Source organism: Lentzea sp. CA-135723, assembly GCF_050936595.1.
Lineage (GTDB): Bacteria > Actinomycetota > Actinomycetes > Mycobacteriales > Pseudonocardiaceae > Lentzea.
Map to the genome: position 1 here is coordinate 6,112,847 of NZ_JBNJMK010000001.1, position 16,038 is coordinate 6,128,884.

15 protein-coding genes and 1 pseudogene are annotated in these 16,038 nt (G+C 68.6%); 9 read left to right on the forward strand and 7 right to left on the reverse strand.

The window, feature by feature from the left end; all coding sequences use genetic code 11:
• Nucleotides 1-105: 105 nt before the first annotated feature.
• The 4 genes and pseudogenes from purF (at nt 106) to arfB (ending at nt 4,356) form a co-directional block, all read left to right on the forward strand.
• Nucleotides 106-1,611 (forward strand): amidophosphoribosyltransferase, encoded by a 1,506-nt coding sequence (gene purF / locus ACQEU1_RS28300; protein ID WP_433207978.1) that lies wholly within the window; start codon nt 106-108, stop codon nt 1,609-1,611.
• Nucleotides 1,612-1,659: 48 nt separating this feature from the next.
• A complete protein-coding gene (purM, locus tag ACQEU1_RS28305; RefSeq protein WP_382443852.1) occupies nt 1,660-2,721 on the forward strand; it encodes a phosphoribosylformylglycinamidine cyclo-ligase in 1,062 nt (353 codons plus the stop codon).
• Nucleotides 2,722-2,775: 54 nt separating this feature from the next.
• Nucleotides 2,776-3,234 (forward strand): annotated as a pseudogene (locus ACQEU1_RS28310) (SigE family RNA polymerase sigma factor); the annotation flags it as partial.
• A 699-nt stretch (nt 3,235-3,933) separates the two neighbouring features.
• Nucleotides 3,934-4,356, forward strand: a complete 423-nt coding sequence (arfB, locus tag ACQEU1_RS28315) for an alternative ribosome rescue aminoacyl-tRNA hydrolase ArfB (RefSeq protein ID WP_433207981.1) — start codon at nt 3,934-3,936, stop codon at nt 4,354-4,356.
• Here arfB and ACQEU1_RS28320 read toward each other — a convergent pair.
• On the reverse strand, nt 4,339-5,010 hold the full coding sequence (locus ACQEU1_RS28320; RefSeq protein ID WP_433207984.1) for a response regulator: 672 nt from the start codon (nt 5,008-5,010) through the stop codon (nt 4,339-4,341). The two genes, arfB and ACQEU1_RS28320, sit on opposite strands and share 18 nt — an antisense overlap.
• Nucleotides 5,007-6,545: an ATP-binding protein gene (locus tag ACQEU1_RS28325; RefSeq protein WP_433207987.1), complete on the reverse strand. Its 1,539-nt coding sequence runs from the start codon at nt 6,543-6,545 to the stop codon at nt 5,007-5,009. The genes ACQEU1_RS28320 and ACQEU1_RS28325 overlap by 4 nt, the downstream gene beginning before the upstream one ends.
• A gap of 130 nt (nt 6,546-6,675) precedes the next feature.
• On the opposite strand from ACQEU1_RS28325, the gene ACQEU1_RS28330 reads away from it, so the two are divergent.
• The 3 genes from ACQEU1_RS28330 to ACQEU1_RS28340 are packed head-to-tail and all read left to right on the forward strand — an operon-like array spanning nt 6,676 to nt 9,680.
• The gene (locus tag ACQEU1_RS28330; RefSeq protein WP_433211837.1) at nt 6,676-7,644 is read left to right on the forward strand and encodes a Bug family tripartite tricarboxylate transporter substrate binding protein; all 969 of its coding nucleotides are present in this window, start codon (nt 6,676-6,678) and stop codon (nt 7,642-7,644) included.
• A complete protein-coding gene (locus ACQEU1_RS28335; protein ID WP_433207990.1) occupies nt 7,641-8,162 on the forward strand; it encodes a tripartite tricarboxylate transporter TctB family protein in 522 nt (173 codons plus the stop codon). The genes ACQEU1_RS28330 and ACQEU1_RS28335 overlap by 4 nt, the downstream gene beginning before the upstream one ends.
• A gap of 54 nt (nt 8,163-8,216) precedes the next feature.
• Nucleotides 8,217-9,680: a tripartite tricarboxylate transporter permease gene (locus ACQEU1_RS28340; protein ID WP_433211840.1), complete on the forward strand. Its 1,464-nt coding sequence runs from the start codon at nt 8,217-8,219 to the stop codon at nt 9,678-9,680.
• 55 nt (nt 9,681-9,735) lie between these two features.
• On the opposite strand, the gene ACQEU1_RS28345 is transcribed toward ACQEU1_RS28340, so the two are convergent.
• From ACQEU1_RS28345 to ACQEU1_RS28365, 5 genes are all read right to left on the reverse strand, one after another.
• Complete coding sequence (locus ACQEU1_RS28345; RefSeq protein WP_433207993.1) at nt 9,736-9,984, reverse strand: helix-turn-helix domain-containing protein; 249 nt, start codon at nt 9,982-9,984, stop codon at nt 9,736-9,738.
• 245 nt (nt 9,985-10,229) lie between these two features.
• Complete coding sequence (locus tag ACQEU1_RS28350; RefSeq protein ID WP_433207996.1) at nt 10,230-10,466, reverse strand: hypothetical protein; 237 nt, start codon at nt 10,464-10,466, stop codon at nt 10,230-10,232.
• Nucleotides 10,467-10,955: 489 nt separating this feature from the next.
• Nucleotides 10,956-11,279, reverse strand: a complete 324-nt coding sequence (locus tag ACQEU1_RS28355; RefSeq protein WP_433207999.1) for a hypothetical protein — start codon at nt 11,277-11,279, stop codon at nt 10,956-10,958.
• 219 nt (nt 11,280-11,498) lie between these two features.
• The gene (locus tag ACQEU1_RS28360; RefSeq protein WP_433208002.1) at nt 11,499-12,992 is read right to left on the reverse strand and encodes a CoA-acylating methylmalonate-semialdehyde dehydrogenase; all 1,494 of its coding nucleotides are present in this window, start codon (nt 12,990-12,992) and stop codon (nt 11,499-11,501) included.
• On the reverse strand, nt 12,928-14,040 hold the full coding sequence (locus tag ACQEU1_RS28365; RefSeq protein WP_433208005.1) for a LacI family DNA-binding transcriptional regulator: 1,113 nt from the start codon (nt 14,038-14,040) through the stop codon (nt 12,928-12,930). The genes ACQEU1_RS28360 and ACQEU1_RS28365 overlap by 65 nt, the downstream gene beginning before the upstream one ends.
• Before the next feature lie 133 nt (nt 14,041-14,173).
• On the opposite strand from ACQEU1_RS28365, the gene ACQEU1_RS28370 reads away from it, so the two are divergent.
• A complete protein-coding gene (locus ACQEU1_RS28370; RefSeq protein WP_433208008.1) occupies nt 14,174-15,169 on the forward strand; it encodes a Gfo/Idh/MocA family protein in 996 nt (331 codons plus the stop codon).
• Between the two features lie 4 nt (nt 15,170-15,173).
• A complete protein-coding gene (locus ACQEU1_RS28375) occupies nt 15,174-16,034 on the forward strand; it encodes a TIM barrel protein (protein WP_433208011.1) in 861 nt (286 codons plus the stop codon).
• The last annotated feature ends 4 nt before the right edge of the window (nt 16,035-16,038 follow it).

A 16,038-nucleotide genomic window follows, 5' to 3' on the forward strand; every position in this document is an offset into this window, starting at 1 on the left:
CGCATGAGTTTCATCACCTCACCAGGGGTCTGAGGGGGGTCTACCACGTGGTGCTCCACTTACACTCGGGTTGCAGCCAGCCCCGTGCGTGAGGGAGCCAATTCGGTGGTCGACGACCATTCCCAGTCCGAACAGGAACCCCGTGAGGAGTGTGGCGTCTTCGGCGTCTGGGCTCCGGGTGAAGACGTTTCGAAGATGACCTACTACGGCCTCTACGCCCTGCAGCACCGCGGGCAGGAGGCGGCGGGCATCTCCGTCGGCGACGGGTCGCAGGTCGTCGTGTTCAAGGACCTCGGGCTCGTCAGCCAGGTCTTCGACGAGCAGGTCCTGCAGAGCCTCAAGGGACACGTGGCGGTCGGGCACTGCCGTTACTCCACGACCGGGTCCACGACCTGGGAGAACGCGCAGCCGACGTTCCGGACGACGGCCACCGGCAGTGCGCTGAGCCTCGGCCACAACGGCAACCTGGTGAACACCGCGGAGCTGCTGGAGAAGGCCAAGGGCCTCGGCCTCGCCAGCCGCAACGGCGCCACCACCGACTCGGACATCCTCACCGCGCTGCTCGCGCACGCGGCGGCGGACAAGGGCATCGAGCAGGCCGCCCTGGAGCTGCTGCCCACGGTCAAGGGCGCGTACTGCCTCACGTTCTCCGACGAGTCCACGCTCTACGCGGCGCGCGACCCGCACGGGGTGCGTCCGCTGGTGCTCGGCCGGCTGGAACGCGGCTGGGTCGTGGCGAGCGAGACGGCGGCGCTGGACATCGTCGGCGCCAGCTTCGTGCGCGAGGTCGAGCCCGGTGAGCTGATCGCGATCGACGAGGACGGCCTGCGGTCGACCCGGTTCGCGACGCCCGAACCCAAGGGCTGCATCTTCGAGTACGTCTACCTGGCGCGGCCGGACACGACGATCTCCGGGCGCGGGGTGCACGCCACCCGCGTCGAGATCGGCCGCCGGCTCGCCAAGGAACATCCGGTCGAGGCCGACCTGGTCATCCCGGTGCCGGAGTCCGGCACGCCGGCGGCGATCGGGTACGCGCAGGCCAGCGGCATCCCGTACGGGTCGGGCCTGGTCAAGAACGCCTACGTCGGCCGCACGTTCATCCAGCCGTCGCAGACGATCCGCCAGCTCGGCATCCGGCTGAAGCTGAACCCGCTGCGCGACGTCATCCGCGGCAAGCGGCTGGTCGTCGTGGACGACTCGATCGTGCGCGGCAACACCCAGCGCGCGCTCGTCCGCATGCTGCGCGAGGCCGGTGCGCTCGAGGTGCACGTCCGGATCGCGTCGCCGCCCGTGAAGTGGCCGTGCTTCTACGGCATCGACTTCGCGTCCCGCGCGGAGCTCATCGCGAACGGTCTGGACGACGACGGCATCCGCCGTTCTGTCGGCGCGGACTCGCTCGGGTACGTGTCGCTGGAGCAGCTCGTCGCGGCCACCGAGCAGCCCAAGTCGCGGCTGTGCTCGGCGTGCTTCGACGGCGAGTACCCCATCGAACTGCCGCAGGACGCGCTGATCGGCAAGCACCTGCTCGAAGGCCTCAAGGGCGTGTCGGGCTCGGCGGCTCCCGTTCTGGCGAGCGGCTATGGTGCCGAAGACGCCCTGCGCCGTCCGTAGTCCGGGCGTCGTCCCCTGAGCTCCCAGATCCAAGTGGAAGAAGTTGACGTGACCGACAGCGCCAAGGCCACCTACGCCGCCGCCGGAGTCAGTATCGCCGCAGGTGACGAGGCGGTGGAGAAGCTCAAGCCGTGGGCGGCCAAGGCGCACCGGCCCGAGGTGCTCGGTGGCATCGGCGGGTTCGCCGGCCTGTTCCAGCTCAAGCTCGACCGCTGGAAGGAGCCGATCCTGGCGTCCTCCACGGACGGCGTCGGCACCAAGATCGCGATCGCGCAGGCGCTCGACAAGCACGACACCGTCGGCATCGACCTGGTCGCCATGATCGTGGACGACCTGGTCGTCTGCGGTGCCGAACCGCTGTTCGTGCAGGACTACATCGCCGTCGGCAAGGTCGTGCCGGACCGGATCGCGTCGCTGGTCAAGGGCATCGCCGAGGGCTGCGTCCAGGCCGGTTGCGCGCTGCTCGGCGGCGAGACGGCCGAGCACCCCGGCCTGATGGGCGACGACGACTACGACATCTCCGGCACCGGCGTCGGCGTGGTCGAGCAGTCCAAGCTGCTCGGCCCCGACCGCGTCCGCGACGGCGACGTCGTGATCGCCATGGGCTCGTCCGGCCTGCACTCCAACGGCTACTCGCTCGCGCGGCACGTGCTGCTGGAGATCGCGCGGATGCCGCTCGAGGGCCACGTCGAGGAGTTCGGCCGCACCCTCGGCGAGGAGATGCTGGAGCCGACCAAGATCTACGCCAAGGACTGCCTCGCGCTCATCGCCGAGACGGAGGTCCGCGGGTTCTCCCACGTCACCGGTGGTGGCCTGGCCGCGAACCTGGCCCGCGTGCTGCCGGAGGGCCTGCACGCCCAGCTCGACCGCGGCACCTGGACGCCCGCGCCGGTCTTCCAGCTCATCGCCCAGCGCGGCCGGGTGGAGCGCGAGGAGATGGAGAAGGCGTTCAACATGGGCGTCGGCATGGTCGCCGTCGTCGCGCCCGAGGACGTCGACCGCGCGCTCGCCGTGCTGACGGCCCGCCACGTCCCGGCGTGGGTGCTGGGCGAGATCACCAAGTCCGCCGAGGGCGGCGCCTCCCTCGTCGGCGACCACCCGCGTTTCTGAGGCAACCTCCTGACCCGGTCGTCGCGTACTAAGCGGCGACCGAGGAGGGGGCACTTGGACCGCGACAGCGAGTTCGGGGAGTTCGTCGACGCACGCGCGCTCGTCATGCGCCGCACGGCCTATCTGCTGTGCGGCGACTGGCACCGCGCGGAAGACATCGTGCAGTCGGCCTTGATCAAGATGTACGTCGCGTGGTCGCGCGTGCGCAAGGACAGCGTCGACGCCTACGCGCGCAAGGTGCTGGTGCGCACCGCGATCGACGAGACCCGGCGCGGCTTCTTCCAGCGCGAACGCATCGTCGACGCGCTGCCGGAACGCGCCGTCACGGACGCGACCACCGATCTCGACCTCCGCAAGGCACTCGACGCGTTGCCCGCCGGGCAACGCGCGGTCGTCGTGCTGCGCTACTGGGAGGACCTGAGCATCACCGAGACCGCCCGCATCCTCGGCAGGACGGAGGGCACGGTGAAGAGCCAGGCAGCCAAGGGGCTCGCCGCGTTGCGCGACCTGCTGGAGAACGAGCCCGCGTCGCGGATCCACACCTCCGAGGTGATCCGCAAGGGCAGGACGAAGCTGGTCCGGAGGCGGGCGGCGATCGCGGGCGCGCTGGCGTTCGTGCTGCTGGCGGGCTTCGGCACGGCCGGGTACCTGGCGATGCCCCAGAAGGCCTCCAGCACCCAGGCGACCTCGGCGGACAACTCGGGCGGCGCCGAGATCGACCGCAACGCCGAGCTGACCCGGATCCTGCGCGACTCGAAGGTCATTCCGGCGGGTGTCACCACCGAGGACGTGGGCTATGCGAAAGCACTGCAGTTCTACAACGTCGGCGGAGCCGAGTTCAGGATGGCGGTCGGGCGGCTGGACGACGCCGCCGGATCGAGCGGTCTGCTGATCAGTCTGAGCAGGGAGGGCGCCGGGGACGTCACCTGCAGCGGGGGCGCCGAGTGCCAGTACGGCGAGGTCGACGGCTTCAGGTTCGTGACCTTCGTCGACCGCCTGCCGAACGAGCACACGATCTGGAGGCTGATCGCGATCCGGCCCGACGGCACCCACGTCGCCATCTGGAGCGACAACGTCGGGCGCTTCAGAGGGGAATCTCCCTTCATGGGCGCCTCCTACGACGGTCCGGCCGGGCGGGCGGAACCGCTCCTCGGCCGGGACGCCCTGATAAAGATCGCGACATTGCCGGGCCTCACCTTCTAACCTGGAGGCATGAACGACGTGACCGTGACTCGGACGCTGGTGCTGCCGGCGTCCGAGTTGCGCGAACGTTTTTCCAGGTCAGGTGGGCCGGGCGGGCAGGGAGTGAACACGGCGGACAGCCGCGTGGAGCTCTCGTTCGACCTGGCTGCCTCGCCGAGCGTCCCCGAGCACCTCAAGGCGCGGATGCTCGACCGGCTGGCCGGCAGGCTCGTCGACGGCGTGCTCACGATCGCCGCGTCCGAGCACCGCGCGCAGCTGCAGAACCGTGCCGCAGCCCGCGAACGGCTCGCCGCGATCCTCCGCGCGGCCGCGGCGCCGCCGCCTCCGGTGCGCAGGGCGACCAAGCCGACCAAGGGCTCGAAGGAACGCCGCATCGCCGGCAAGAAGCGGCGTGCCGAGACCAAGCGCGGCCGTTCAGGCTCCTGGGACTAACCCGTAGATCCGTTCCGGGCGCCCGGTTCCGCCGTAGCGCAGCCGGACCTCGGCCCGTCCCGTCGACACGAAGTGCTCCAGGTACCGGCGCGCGCTCACGCGGGCGACACCCGTCGAGGAAGCGCACTCCGACGCCGACAGCCCGTCCGGGTGTGACCGCAGGGCGTTCTCCACGAGCCGCGCGGTCTCCGGCGTCAACCCCTTGGGCAGCAACGGTTTCGAGGTCGGCCGCGCGCCGAAGACCTGGTCCACGTCGGCCTGCCCGGCCGAGTCGAGCCGGTGCAGCTTCTCCCGCAACGACGCGAAGTGCGCGAGCTGGTCGCGCAGCGCCGAGTAGTCGAACGGCTTGATCAGGTAGTGCAGCACGCCGCCGCGCATGGCACTGCGCACGGTCTCGACGTCGGTCGCCGCCGTGATCACGATGACGTCCACGTCCTCGTTGGCGCGCAACGACTTCAGCACTTCGAGTCCGCTGACGTCGGGCAGGTAGATGTCCAGCAGCACCAGGTGCGGTTTCAACGACGAGACCATCTTCAACGCGTCACCGCCGGTGTGCGCGACCCCGACGACCTCGAACCCGTCCGTGCGCGCGACGTATCCACTGTGGACCTTCGCGACCATGAAGTCGTCGTCGACGACCAGCACGCGGATCATCGGGGCAGCCTTGCCGTGAAGACGGACCCGGACACGGTCACCGAACCGCCGCGCCGCAGGCATGCCCGCCTGATCAGCGCGAGCCCGATGCCGCGTTCGCCGTGCGATGCCGCCTTGGTCGTGAACCCGTGCCGGAACACCTCCTCCGCGAGCTCCGGTGCCACACCCGGCCCCGAGTCCCGCACGACGACCTGGACCTCGTCGTCCAGCTGCACCACACCCACCTCGATCCACTTCCCGGTCCCGTTGGTGCTCAACGAACTCAGCGCGTCCAACGCGTTGTCGACCAGATTTCCCAGCACCATCACCAGATCCGCGGACAACGCCTCGTCGACCCTGCCCAGCACGCTGTCCGGAGCCATCCGCAGCGCCGTGCCGCGTTCGGCGGCGAGCGACGCCTTGGCGATCAGCAGCGCGGCCACGGCGGGGTCGCCGATCGACGAGCTGACCTCCGTCCGCCACTGGTCCTGCGCCGAGCTGATCTGGTGAATGTAGTTGGTGACCTCGTCGTACTCCTTCAACGAGATCAGCCCGGCGATGGTGTGCAGCCGGTTCGCGAACTCGTGCGCCTGCGCCCGCAGGGTGTCCGTCGCGTGCTGCGAGGCGTCGAGTTCGTGTTGCAGCGCAAGGAGTTCCGTGCGGTCCCGCAACGTGACGACCGCGCCGTCGCCGCCGTCGATCGGCATCCGGTTCAGCGTCAGCACGACGCCCTGGCGCAGCACCAGCTGGTCGACGCCGGTCGCGCGGCCGGTCAGCACGTCGCGCAGGCGGTCGTTGAGCTCCAGCTCGTCGACGGACCGGCCGACGGCGTCCTCCGGCAACGCCAGCAGGTCGTTCGCGTGGTCGTTGACCAGCGTGATCCGGTTCTGCCCGTCGAGGCCGACGACGCCCTCGCGGATGCCGTGCAGCAACGCCTCGCGGTTCTCGACCAGCGCGGTGATCTCGTGCGGCTCCAGCCCGAGCGTCTGGTTCTTCACCCTGCGCGCCAGCAGCAACGACCCGGTGACGCCGATGACCAGCGCGATCGCCAGGTACCGCACCACGTCGACGGGCTGCTCCAGCGCGCCGGCGAAGATGCCGGGGTCCTCGGCGCCGGCGATCACCATGCCGTTGACCTGGCGGCTCGTCGGGTCGAACACCGGCACGTGCGCCTCGATCGAGTCCTTCACGGTCCCGGTCCAGGAACGACCCTCCAGCGCCGTGGTGCGGGTGTCCAAAGTGGTCCCGATCTGCGCCGGGTCCGGGGAGGCGATCACGAGCCGCTTGTCGTTGAGGATCAGCACGTAGGAGGCGCCGGAGAGGCTGCGCGCGGTCTCGGCGGGCGCGGACAGCAGCCGCCAGTTGCCCATCTCCTCCTGGACCAGCGAGTTCGCCGCCACCGTCTCGGCGACCGAGAGCATCCGGCGTTCCTCGTTGGAGCGAAAGTTGCTGCCCGTCTGGACGACAGTCAGCGCGCCGACTGCGCAAAGTAGCAGCGTGACGACTACGAGTTGCCAGGCGAGGAGCTGACTGGCCAGGGAACGGCGGCGACGCATGAGACCTCCCGTGACCAGAAAGACCGAAAGAAACCTTAGAAGCGCAAGAGCGACATCAAGGTTTACACGAGAGCAACATGTCCAACCACGCGGATGAGAGGCGGGGATCACAGTGCCGGTGAAGGTGTGGGTGTCGGTGGCGACGGCGTTGCTCGCCGTCCTGCTGGTGCCGCCACTGCTGTCGCCCGGTGCGGACAGCGGTGAGAGCAACCAGGTGCGGTCGTTGCGCGTGCTCGTGCCGAACGCGCCCGGCGGCGGGTACGACATCACCGCCCGCACGGCGGCGAAGGCCATGGAGGACGCTGACCTGCTGCGCAACGCCGAGGTGTTCAACCTCCCCGGCGCGGGCGGCACGGTCGGGCTCGGCCGCACGGTCGGCGAGCGCGGCAACGGCAAGCTGATCATGTCGATGGGCCTCGGCGTCGTGGGCGCGGTGTACACGAACAAGTCGCCGAACTCGCTGCTCGACACCACCCCGATCGCGAAGCTGATCGAGGAACCGGACATCGTCGTGGTCGCGAAGGACTCGCCGTACACGTCGATGCAACAGCTCGTCGACGCGTGGAAGGCGAACCCCGGCACGGTGACCGTCGGCGGCGGTTCGGCCCCCGGCGGCCCCGACCACCTGGCGCCGATGCTGATCGCGAAGGCCGTGGGCCTGCAGCCCAAGACCGTCAACTACATCCCGTTCGACGGCGGCGGCGAGCTGCTGGCGTCCGTGCTGGGCGGCAAGGTCGCGTTCGGCGTCTCCGGCGTCGGCGAGTACCGCGACCAGATCCAGGCCGGCACGTTGCGCGTCCTCGCGGTGACCAGCAAGAACCGCATCGACGGCATCGACGCGCCGACGCTTCAGCAGTCCGGTGTGGACGTCGAGTTCACCAACTGGCGCGGCATCGTCGCGCCGCCCGGCATCTCGCCGACCGACAAGGCGAAGCTGGTCGAGGTGTTCCGCAACCTCCAGAAGACGCCGCAGTGGGCGGAAGCCCTGCAGCGCAACGGCTGGACGGACGCCTTCGCGCCGGGAGACGACTTCAGGACCTTCCTGGAGAACGAGAACAAGCGGGTGGCAACGGTGCTCAAGGACTTGGGGCTGGCATGACGACCGCGACTTCGAAGCCTTCTGCCAAGAGCTGGCTTCGCGAACACTCCGAGCTGGGCATCTGCGTCCTGCTGGTCGTGCTCGGCCTGCTGGTGCTCACCGACGCGGTGCAGATCCCGACCGACTTCGCCCAGCGCGGCCCGGTCGGCCCGAAGGCCGTGCCGATCCTGGTCGGCTCGCTGCTGCTGGTCGTCGCCGCCCTGCTGGCCCGCGACGTCCTGCGCGGCGGCAAGGGCGAGGCCGAAGGCGGCGAGGACGTCGACCTGACCGAACCCGCCGACTGGCGCACGGTCCTGCTGCTGTGCGGCGCGTTCCTGGCGAACGCCGCGCTGATCGGCGTCGTCGGCTTCCCGATCTCCGGCGCGATCCTGTTCTGGGGCGCGGCCTACGCGCTCGGCAGCCGTGCCTACGTCCGCGACCCGCTGATCGCCGCGGCGATGTCGATCGTGACGTTCGCGGTCTTCAACAACCTGCTCGGCGTCCCCCTGCCCGGCGGCCCGTTGATGGAGGTGTTCTAGGTGGACCAACTTCTCGACGGCTTCGCGACCGCGCTGACGCCGACCCACCTGCTGATGGCCGCGATCGGCGTGCTGCTCGGCACCGCGATCGGCGTCCTGCCGGGCATCGGCCCGGCCATGGCGGTGGCCCTGCTGCTGCCCGTCACCTACGGCATGGAGCCGACCGGCGCGTTCATCATGTTCGCGGGCATCTACTACGGCGGCATGTTCGGCGGCTCGACGACATCGATCCTGCTGAACACACCAGGTGAATCAGCCGCTGTGGTCACGGCGTTCGAAGGCAATCCGATGGCACGGGCGGGCCGCGGCTCGCAAGCGCTTGCCGCCGCTGCCATCGGCCACTTCACCGGCGGCATCATCGGCACTCTGCTGATCGTCCTGCTGGCGCCGTTCGTCGCCAAGCACGCCGTCGACATCGGCGCCCCGGACCTGTTCGCCATCATGGTCCTGGCGTTCATCGCGGTGACCTCGGTTCTGGGTGCGTCCCGCATCCGCGGCGTGGCGTCTTTGCTGATCGGCCTGACCCTCGGCCTCGTGGGCCTGGACGAGATGACCGGCCAGCAGCGCCTGACGTTCGGTTCCCTGCACCTGGCCGACGGCATCGACGTGATCGTCGTGGCGGTCGCCCTGTTCGCGGTCGGCGAGGCCCTGTGGGTGGCCGCCCACCTGCGCCGCAAGCCGTTCACGCCGATCCCGGTCGGCCGTCCCTGGTTGTCGCGGGCGGACCTGAAGCGCACCTGGAAGCCGTGGCTGCGCGGCCCGGTGATCGGCTTCCCGTTCGGCGCGATCCCGGCAGGCGGCGCGGAGATCCCGACGTTCCTGTCGTACGTGACGGAGAAGCGCCTCTCCAAGCACAAGGACGAGTTCGGCAAGGGAGCCATCGAAGGCGTGGCGGGCCCGGAGTCCACGGCCTCCGCCTCCGCTGCGGGAACCCTGGTCACGATGTTGACGCTGGGCCTGCCCACCACGGCCGTCGCGGCCGTGATGCTCGCGGCGTTCCAGACCTACGGCATCCAGCCCGGCCCTCTGCTGTTCCAGCGCGAGGCCAACCTGGTCTGGGCGTTGATCGCGTCGCTGTTCATCGGCCTGACGTTGCTGCTGGTCCTGAACCTGCCGCTGGCCCCGCTGTGGGCGAAGCTGCTGCGCATCCCGCGGCCGTACCTGTACGCGGGCATCCTGTTCTTCGCCTCGGTCGGCGCCTACGCGGTCAACGCGGACATCTTCGACCTGCTGCTGATGTTCGTGATCGGCCTGCTGGGCTTCGGCATGCGCCGCTACGGCCTGCCGGTGCTGCCGGCGATCATCGGCGTGATCCTCGGCCCGGCCGCGGAACAACAGATGCGCCGCTCGTTGCAGCTCTCCGACGGCTCGCTGACCGGCCTGGTGAACAGCCCGATGGCGATCGTCGTGTACGTGATCATCCTGCTGATCCTGTTCTTCCCGCTGATCAGGCGGTTCCTGCCGAAGCCGATGCCCCCTGCGGCGGCGGCCGAGGAACGCGAGAAGGTCGACGCCTGATCGCGGCACGAAACGAGAAAGCCCCCGCTCTCCCGGCGGGGGCTTTCTCGTTGCCTCACTGCAACTTCGCCCACAACTCCATCACCCGGACCACCTGCGGCTCAGGCAGCCCGCACGTGGTGACGAAGGCCCGCACCTGTTCGGGCTTGGTCGGCAGGTTTCCCCTGCTCAACATCGAGTAGGCCTGACTGCGAGGCAGTCCTGCCAGCCCTGCGATCTTCGGCAGCGACAGCCCCGACCGGCCGCGGATCTTCTTCAGCAGCCCGAGGAACTCGGGCACGGTCGACGCGTGGAGCTCGTCCAACGTCGTGGGGATCGAGGGCTGGACCGCACGTCGTCCTGGCGGAGTGCACTTTCGAGCTGCTTCTTGCCAGGCCTGGCGCAGCGATCTCTTCAAGCTCAGTTCGATCGGCATCTCGAACATCGCTGCCGCGTACTCGGGCCAGGGAGCCGGTTCCGCGCGATCGAGCAACAGGGCAAGAGGGCCAGCAGGCCGGTGCTCCCCGGACGCGGAGCGAACCAACGTGTGGAAGCGATCGAGTTCTGGGCTCACCGAGCGTCCTTCTCCCAGATCACCGGCCTGAAGCCCACGATGCGACCCCGGCTCAGAGTCATCGTCACCGCCATGATGGAGCTGGCGGTGGCGACGGACACGGCGGGCGAGTGGCCCTGGGTCAGCATCCAGCCGGTGAACGCGAAAGCGATCAACGCGAGCGCGACGGCGCCTGCGTTGGGCGGATCAGGCCGTTTGTACGACCGAGGCTCCCCGCTGGTGGCGGAACGCATGTTTTCTCCTGACGTGAGAGCCCGGCGTGCGAATCCGCACGCCGGGTGGACCAGCTGAGTTCGAAGTACGGCGAACTACCGGGTGCGGGGAACGGTCCTGGAGGTATTTGGCGATACCGTGGGACCTCGCACCGTCCGGCAAGCCAATGCTCTCACCCGCTCGGAGGATTGCAAGCGTCTCGCGAGCATCAGGTGTCCCAGTTAGTCCACGCCGTGTGGCAAAGTCCAATCTGGTCCAACCGAGTCCAACTGACCAGTCTTTGTCATGTTCTCATGCAGGTGAGGGCGGACATTCCACTCGGCTGCGGGTGGCTATGTGTCCAAACTGGATCCAATTGCTGGCCCTGCGCTGTTCGCGGTACTACTCTTGCGTCAGACCGGAGTATTCGGTCTCGAAAGCCCCTGGCCGAGCTATGGACCAGCTGAGCAGCGGGGTGCGGCCTCCTGTTGGCGCAGGAGGCCGTCGCGCGCTTCAGGTGAGTCGGCCGCTCAGTCGGCCAGTAGCCGTTGCCACTCCTTGACCCACAGGATGATGGCTTCCTGGGGCACGTTGCAGCCTGCGAGAAACGCTCGTAGCTGGACCTCACGTGCTGGGAACTGCTTCTTCTTGATGAGGTTGTACACAGTGGTTCTCGGTACCTGTCTGCCGGTCTTCAAGGCAAGCCGCCGGTATGACAACCCGCTTTTCTCGAAGAGCAGGATCAATGCGCTGACGAACTCGGCTTTGCAGGTCGCGCGACATGCCATCTCGAACGGACGAGTGTCCTCGCGGGGCGGCATCGTGGCGGGTCCTCCTGCTGCCTGCTCTCTCATTCGGGGTGAGAGTGCGGTTCTCATGGAAAGGGTCGTCGGGTATCGAATGGCGATACTACAGCCGGTATGCGCATGCGTGGAGGAGATTGTTCGCGCGCATGTATTCCATGATCAAGTTAAATTGGAATTAGTACGACAATCGAGTGAATAGTCCTTCTGGAATGGAAAAGACCGCCCCATTCGCGTAATGCGAATGGGGCGGTCGTTGATCCGAACGGCTCAGCCGTGCGTCGGGAAGCCCAGGTTCACGCCGTGCTGCTGCGGCCACCGGGCCGTCACGGCCTTGGCGCGCGTGTAGAACTTCACGCCCTCCGCGCCGTGCACGTGCGTGTCGCCGAACAGCGAGTCCTTCCAGCCGCCGAACGAGTAGTAGGCCATCGGCACGGGGATCGGCACGTTGATGCCGACCATGCCGACCTGGACGCGTCGCTGGAACTCCCGCGCCGCCAGCCCGTCACCGGTGTAGATGGCCGTGCCGTTGCCGTACTGGTTGGCGTTGACCAGCTCCAACGCGTCCTCGAACGTGTCGGTGCGCACGACCGTCAGCACCGGCCCGAAGATCTCGTCGGTGTAGATCGTCATGTCAGTAGTCACGTGGTCGAACAACGTAGGCGCCAGCCAGAACCCGTTCTCGGCACCCTCAGGCGCATGCCCGCGCCCATCGACGACCAGCGAGGCACCGGCGGCCTCCCCTGCGTCCACATAGGACTGAACCCGGTCGCGGTGGATCCCGGTGACCAGAGGCCCCATCTGCGCGGACGGGTCGGTGCCGGGCAGCACGGACGGGTGCAGGTCGCGGGTGCGGGAGGCGATTTTCTCCACGAGCGCGTCACCCGTGTCGCCCACCGCGACCACGACCGAGATGGCCATGCACCGTTCGCCGGCAGAGCCATAACCAGCCGAAACGGCGGCGTCTGCGGCCACGTCGAGGTCGGCGTCCGGCAGCACGACCATGTGGTTCTTGGCGCCACCCAACGCCTGCACGCGCTTGCCGGCCGCCGTGCCGCGCGCGTAGACATGCCGGGCGATCGGGGTCGAGCCGACGAACGAGGCGGCCGAGACGTCCGGGTGGTCAAGCAGCGCGTTGACCGCGAAGGCGTCGCCCTGCAGGACGTTCAGCACGCCGTCGGGCAGCCCGGCCTCCTTGAACAGCTCGGCCAGCCGAAGAGAAGCCGACGGGTCGCGCTCGGAAGGCTTCAGCACGAAGGTGTTCCCGCAGGCGATGGCGACGGGGAACATCCACATCGGCACCATCACGGGGAAGTTGAACGGCGTGATGCCCGCGACGACACCGAGAGGCTGGCGCAGCGAATAGGCGTCGACACCGCGCGAGACCTGCTCGGAGTGCTCGCCCTTCAGCAACTGCGGGATGCCGCACGCGAACTCGACGACCTCCAGGCCGCGCTGCACCTCACCGGCCGCGTCGGACAGCACCTTGCCGTGCTCGGACGTGATGATCGCGGCCAGCTCGTCGCGGTGGGTGTGCAGCAGGTGGCGGTACTCGAAGAGGATGCGCGAGCGCGTCGACAGCGACGACTCCGACCACGACTGCGCAGCCTTCAGCGAAGAAGAGACGGCGAGGTCGACGTCGGCCTGCTCGGCCAGCACGACCTGGGCGGAGACGGCGCCCGAGGCGGGGTTGAAGACGTCAGAGGTCCGAGACGACACCCCGGTGGTGCGGGCGCCGTCGATCCAGTGGGGGATGGTGCTCAACGCGGTCCTCCGTGTTTTTGGTCGCGGCTTCGCCACTCCGGCGACTTCGCCTTGAAGTCGCAGGCGGTGCGGTGGTGTTGCGAACGACGAGAGAGGGAGTGAGGAGATGGCGCACGGGTTCGGTGCGCTCGGAACGCACGCGCTGCAGAAGCGCGTCCGCGGCCAACCGGCCGAACTCGGCACGGGGCTGGTCGATCGTGGTCAGCGAGACGTGCCGCAACGCGGCCAACGACGTGTTGTCGTACCCCACAACGGAAACGTCCGAAGGAACGCGCAACCCGGCGTCCTCCAACGCGGAGATCGCGCCGACGGCGTTGAAGTCGTTGCAGGACAGGATGGCTGTGGGCAACGCGCCGTCAGCTATCAACGAACGAATCGCACGTGCACCGGCAGCATCGGTGTACTCGGAGGACACGACCTGAGGCACGAGCCCGGCGGCCTCCATCGCGGCGACGTACCCACGCCGTCGAGGCCCGGCCTGGGTGCCCTCGCCGCCGTCTAAATGAGCAATGCGCTGATGCCCCAACGAAACCAGGTGCTCGACGGCCAGGCGCGCGCCGACCTCGCCGTCGTCGTTCACGGTGTCCACAGAGGACACACGAGACGAGCGAGCCACCAAAACGACGGGAAGTTGTTCGGCGGCCTTGCCGATCGCAGTGGCAGGCACGACAGGCGACAGCAGGATCAACCCCGCGGGGCGAAAGGAGAGCAGCGACTCCAGGGCGCGGCGCTCACGGGCGGGCGAACGGCCACCGGTGTTGATGATGATGTCGAAGCCCTGGTCGCGGGCCACCTCGTCGATGCCGTCCACGACCTCGGCGAAGAACGCGTTGTGCAGGTCGGACACCATCACGCCGAGCACGGTCGAGGTCCGCGAGGCCAAAGACCTGGCCATGGCGTGCGGCGAGTACCCCAGCTCCTCCGCGGCCTTCAGCACCGCGCTGCGTCGCATCTCGCTCACCTTGGGTGAACCGCGCATCACCAGCGACACCAGTGCCCGGGACACGCCGGCCCGCAGTGCGACGTCCTCCATCGTCGGCCTGACCACCGCAAACACCTCCCCTCGCGTTACGGGCAGGAAACGGACCCTTGACACCCGTGTGGCCGAAGTTACAGCATTGGAGCGCTCCAACCAATAGAGCGCTCTAACGGTTCAAGGCGATGAACAGGGGAAACCTGCGATGCGGATCGGAGTAGCGGGTGTCGGCAGGATCGGCACCATGCATGCGACCAACCTCGCCGCACTGGATCGGGTCGACGAGGTGCTCCTCTTCGACCCGGTGCCCGGCAGGGCAGCGCAGGCGTCGGCAGAGCTGAGCGGCACCAAGGCGGTCGACGACCTCGACACGTTGCTGGGCAACGTGGACGGCGTGCTGCTCGCCACGCCGACGAACACCCACCCCGAGATGCTGCGCGCGGCCATCGCGAAGGGCGTGCCGACGCTCTGCGAGAAGCCGATCGCGAGCGACGTCGCCGAGATGGCCGCGCTCATCGAGGACGTCGAGAAGTCCGGTGTCGAGGTGCTGGTGGGCTTCCAGCGCCGCTTCGACCCGGCCATCTACGAGCTGAACCGCCGCATCAAGGCAGGCGAGGTCGGGGACATCTACCTGGTCAGGGCCGTCGGCAACGACGCGAACCCGCCGGACTTCTCGTACCTGCCCGCCTCCGGTGGCATCTTCCGCGACCTGCTGATCCACGACCTCGACTGCGTGCCGTGGCTCGTCGGCGAGCCCGTCGTCGAGGTCTACGCGAGCGGGTCGGTGCTGGTGCACCAGGCGTTCGCGGACGCCGACGACGTCGACAACGCCGTCGTGATGCTGAAGTTCGCGGGCGGTGCGCACGCCACGCTCGCCGGCGGCCGCCACGACCCGGTCGGCTACGACCACCGCATCGAGGTGCTGGGCAGCAAGGATTCGCTGGTCGCGGGCGTCGACCCGAAGACCCCGCTCAACTCGCTCGAACCCGGCGGCCACGTCGCCGGACCGGACGCCTACCCCGGCTTCCCCGAGCGCTTCCACCGCGCGTACGTCAACGAGATGAACCTGTTCACGCAGGTCATCAAGGGCGAGGTCGCGAACCCGTCGCCGGCGCGGGAGAGTTTGATCAGCCTCCGCCTGGCCGAAGCTTGTGAGCAGTCGCGTCGCACCGGCGCACCGGTGAAGATCGAGGGGAACTGAGGGCATGGCGAAGATCGCGGGAGCACCCATCTCCTGGGGCGTGTGCGAGGTCCCCGGCTGGGGCAACGTCCTGCCGTCCGGCACCGTGCTCGCCGAGATGCACTCCCTCGGGCTCACGGCCACCGAACTCGGCCCGCCCGACTACCTGCCCGCCGACCCCGCGCAGCTCAAGACCCTCCTCAGTGGACACGAGCTCACCCTCGTCGGCGGCTTCCTCGCCGTCACGCTGCACACCGACGTTCAGTCCACTCTGGACGAGGCAGACCGAGTAGCCGCGATCCTCAAGGCCGGCGGCGCCGAGGTTCTGGTGCTCGCGGCCGCAACGGGACTCGACGGCTACGACGAGACGCCGAAGCTCAGCGACGACGAGTGGAACACCCTCGTCGACACCTGCGCGAAGATCCGCGAGATCGCCGCGGAGCACGGTCTGCAGACCGTGCTGCACCCGCACGTGGGCACCCACGTCGAGCGGGAGGCGGAGGTCGACAGGTTCCTCGCGGACTCCGATCTCCAGCTCTGCCTGGACACCGGCCACCTCCTCATCGGTGGCACGGACCCGGTCGAGCTGGCGCGCCGCTACCCGGACCGCATCGGTCACGTGCACCTCAAGGACGTGCGTGACGAGATCGCGGCGAAGGTGCGCAGCGGCGAGCTCAGTTACACCGATGCCGTGGAACAGGGCATCTACGTGCCGCTCGGGGACGGCGACGTGGACGTGGAAGCGCTGGTGCAGTCTGTCCAGGAGGCGGGCTACACCGGTTGGTTCGTGCTTGAGCAGGACACCCGGCTCAAGGACGGAAGTCCGGTGGACAAGCCACTTCAGGACACCGCGCGCAGCCTTGCGCACCTCAGCAAGATCCTCTGAAGGG

Bases quoted from the DNA above. Each gene is read 5' to 3' on its own strand.
- ACQEU1_RS28370 (WP_433208008.1), top strand. From the start codon at position 14,174: ATGCGGATCGGAGTAGCGGGTGTCGGCAGGATCGGCACCATGCATGCG.
- ACQEU1_RS28340 (WP_433211840.1), top strand. From the start codon at position 8,217: ATGGCCGCGATCGGCGTGCTGCTCGGCACCGCGATCGGCGTCCTGCCG.
- ACQEU1_RS28325 (WP_433207987.1), bottom strand. From the start codon at position 6,545: ATGCGTCGCCGCCGTTCCCTGGCCAGTCAGCTCCTCGCCTGGCAACTC.
- ACQEU1_RS28335 (WP_433207990.1), top strand. From the start codon at position 7,641: ATGACGACCGCGACTTCGAAGCCTTCTGCCAAGAGCTGGCTTCGCGAA.
- arfB (WP_433207981.1), top strand. From the start codon at position 3,934: ATGAACGACGTGACCGTGACTCGGACGCTGGTGCTGCCGGCGTCCGAG.
- ACQEU1_RS28320 (WP_433207984.1), bottom strand. From the start codon at position 5,010: ATGATCCGCGTGCTGGTCGTCGACGACGACTTCATGGTCGCGAAGGTC.
- ACQEU1_RS28355 (WP_433207999.1), bottom strand. From the start codon at position 11,279: ATGAGAGAGCAGGCAGCAGGAGGACCCGCCACGATGCCGCCCCGCGAG.
- ACQEU1_RS28350 (WP_433207996.1), bottom strand. From the start codon at position 10,466: ATGCGTTCCGCCACCAGCGGGGAGCCTCGGTCGTACAAACGGCCTGAT.
- ACQEU1_RS28375 (WP_433208011.1), top strand. From the start codon at position 15,174: ATGGCGAAGATCGCGGGAGCACCCATCTCCTGGGGCGTGTGCGAGGTC.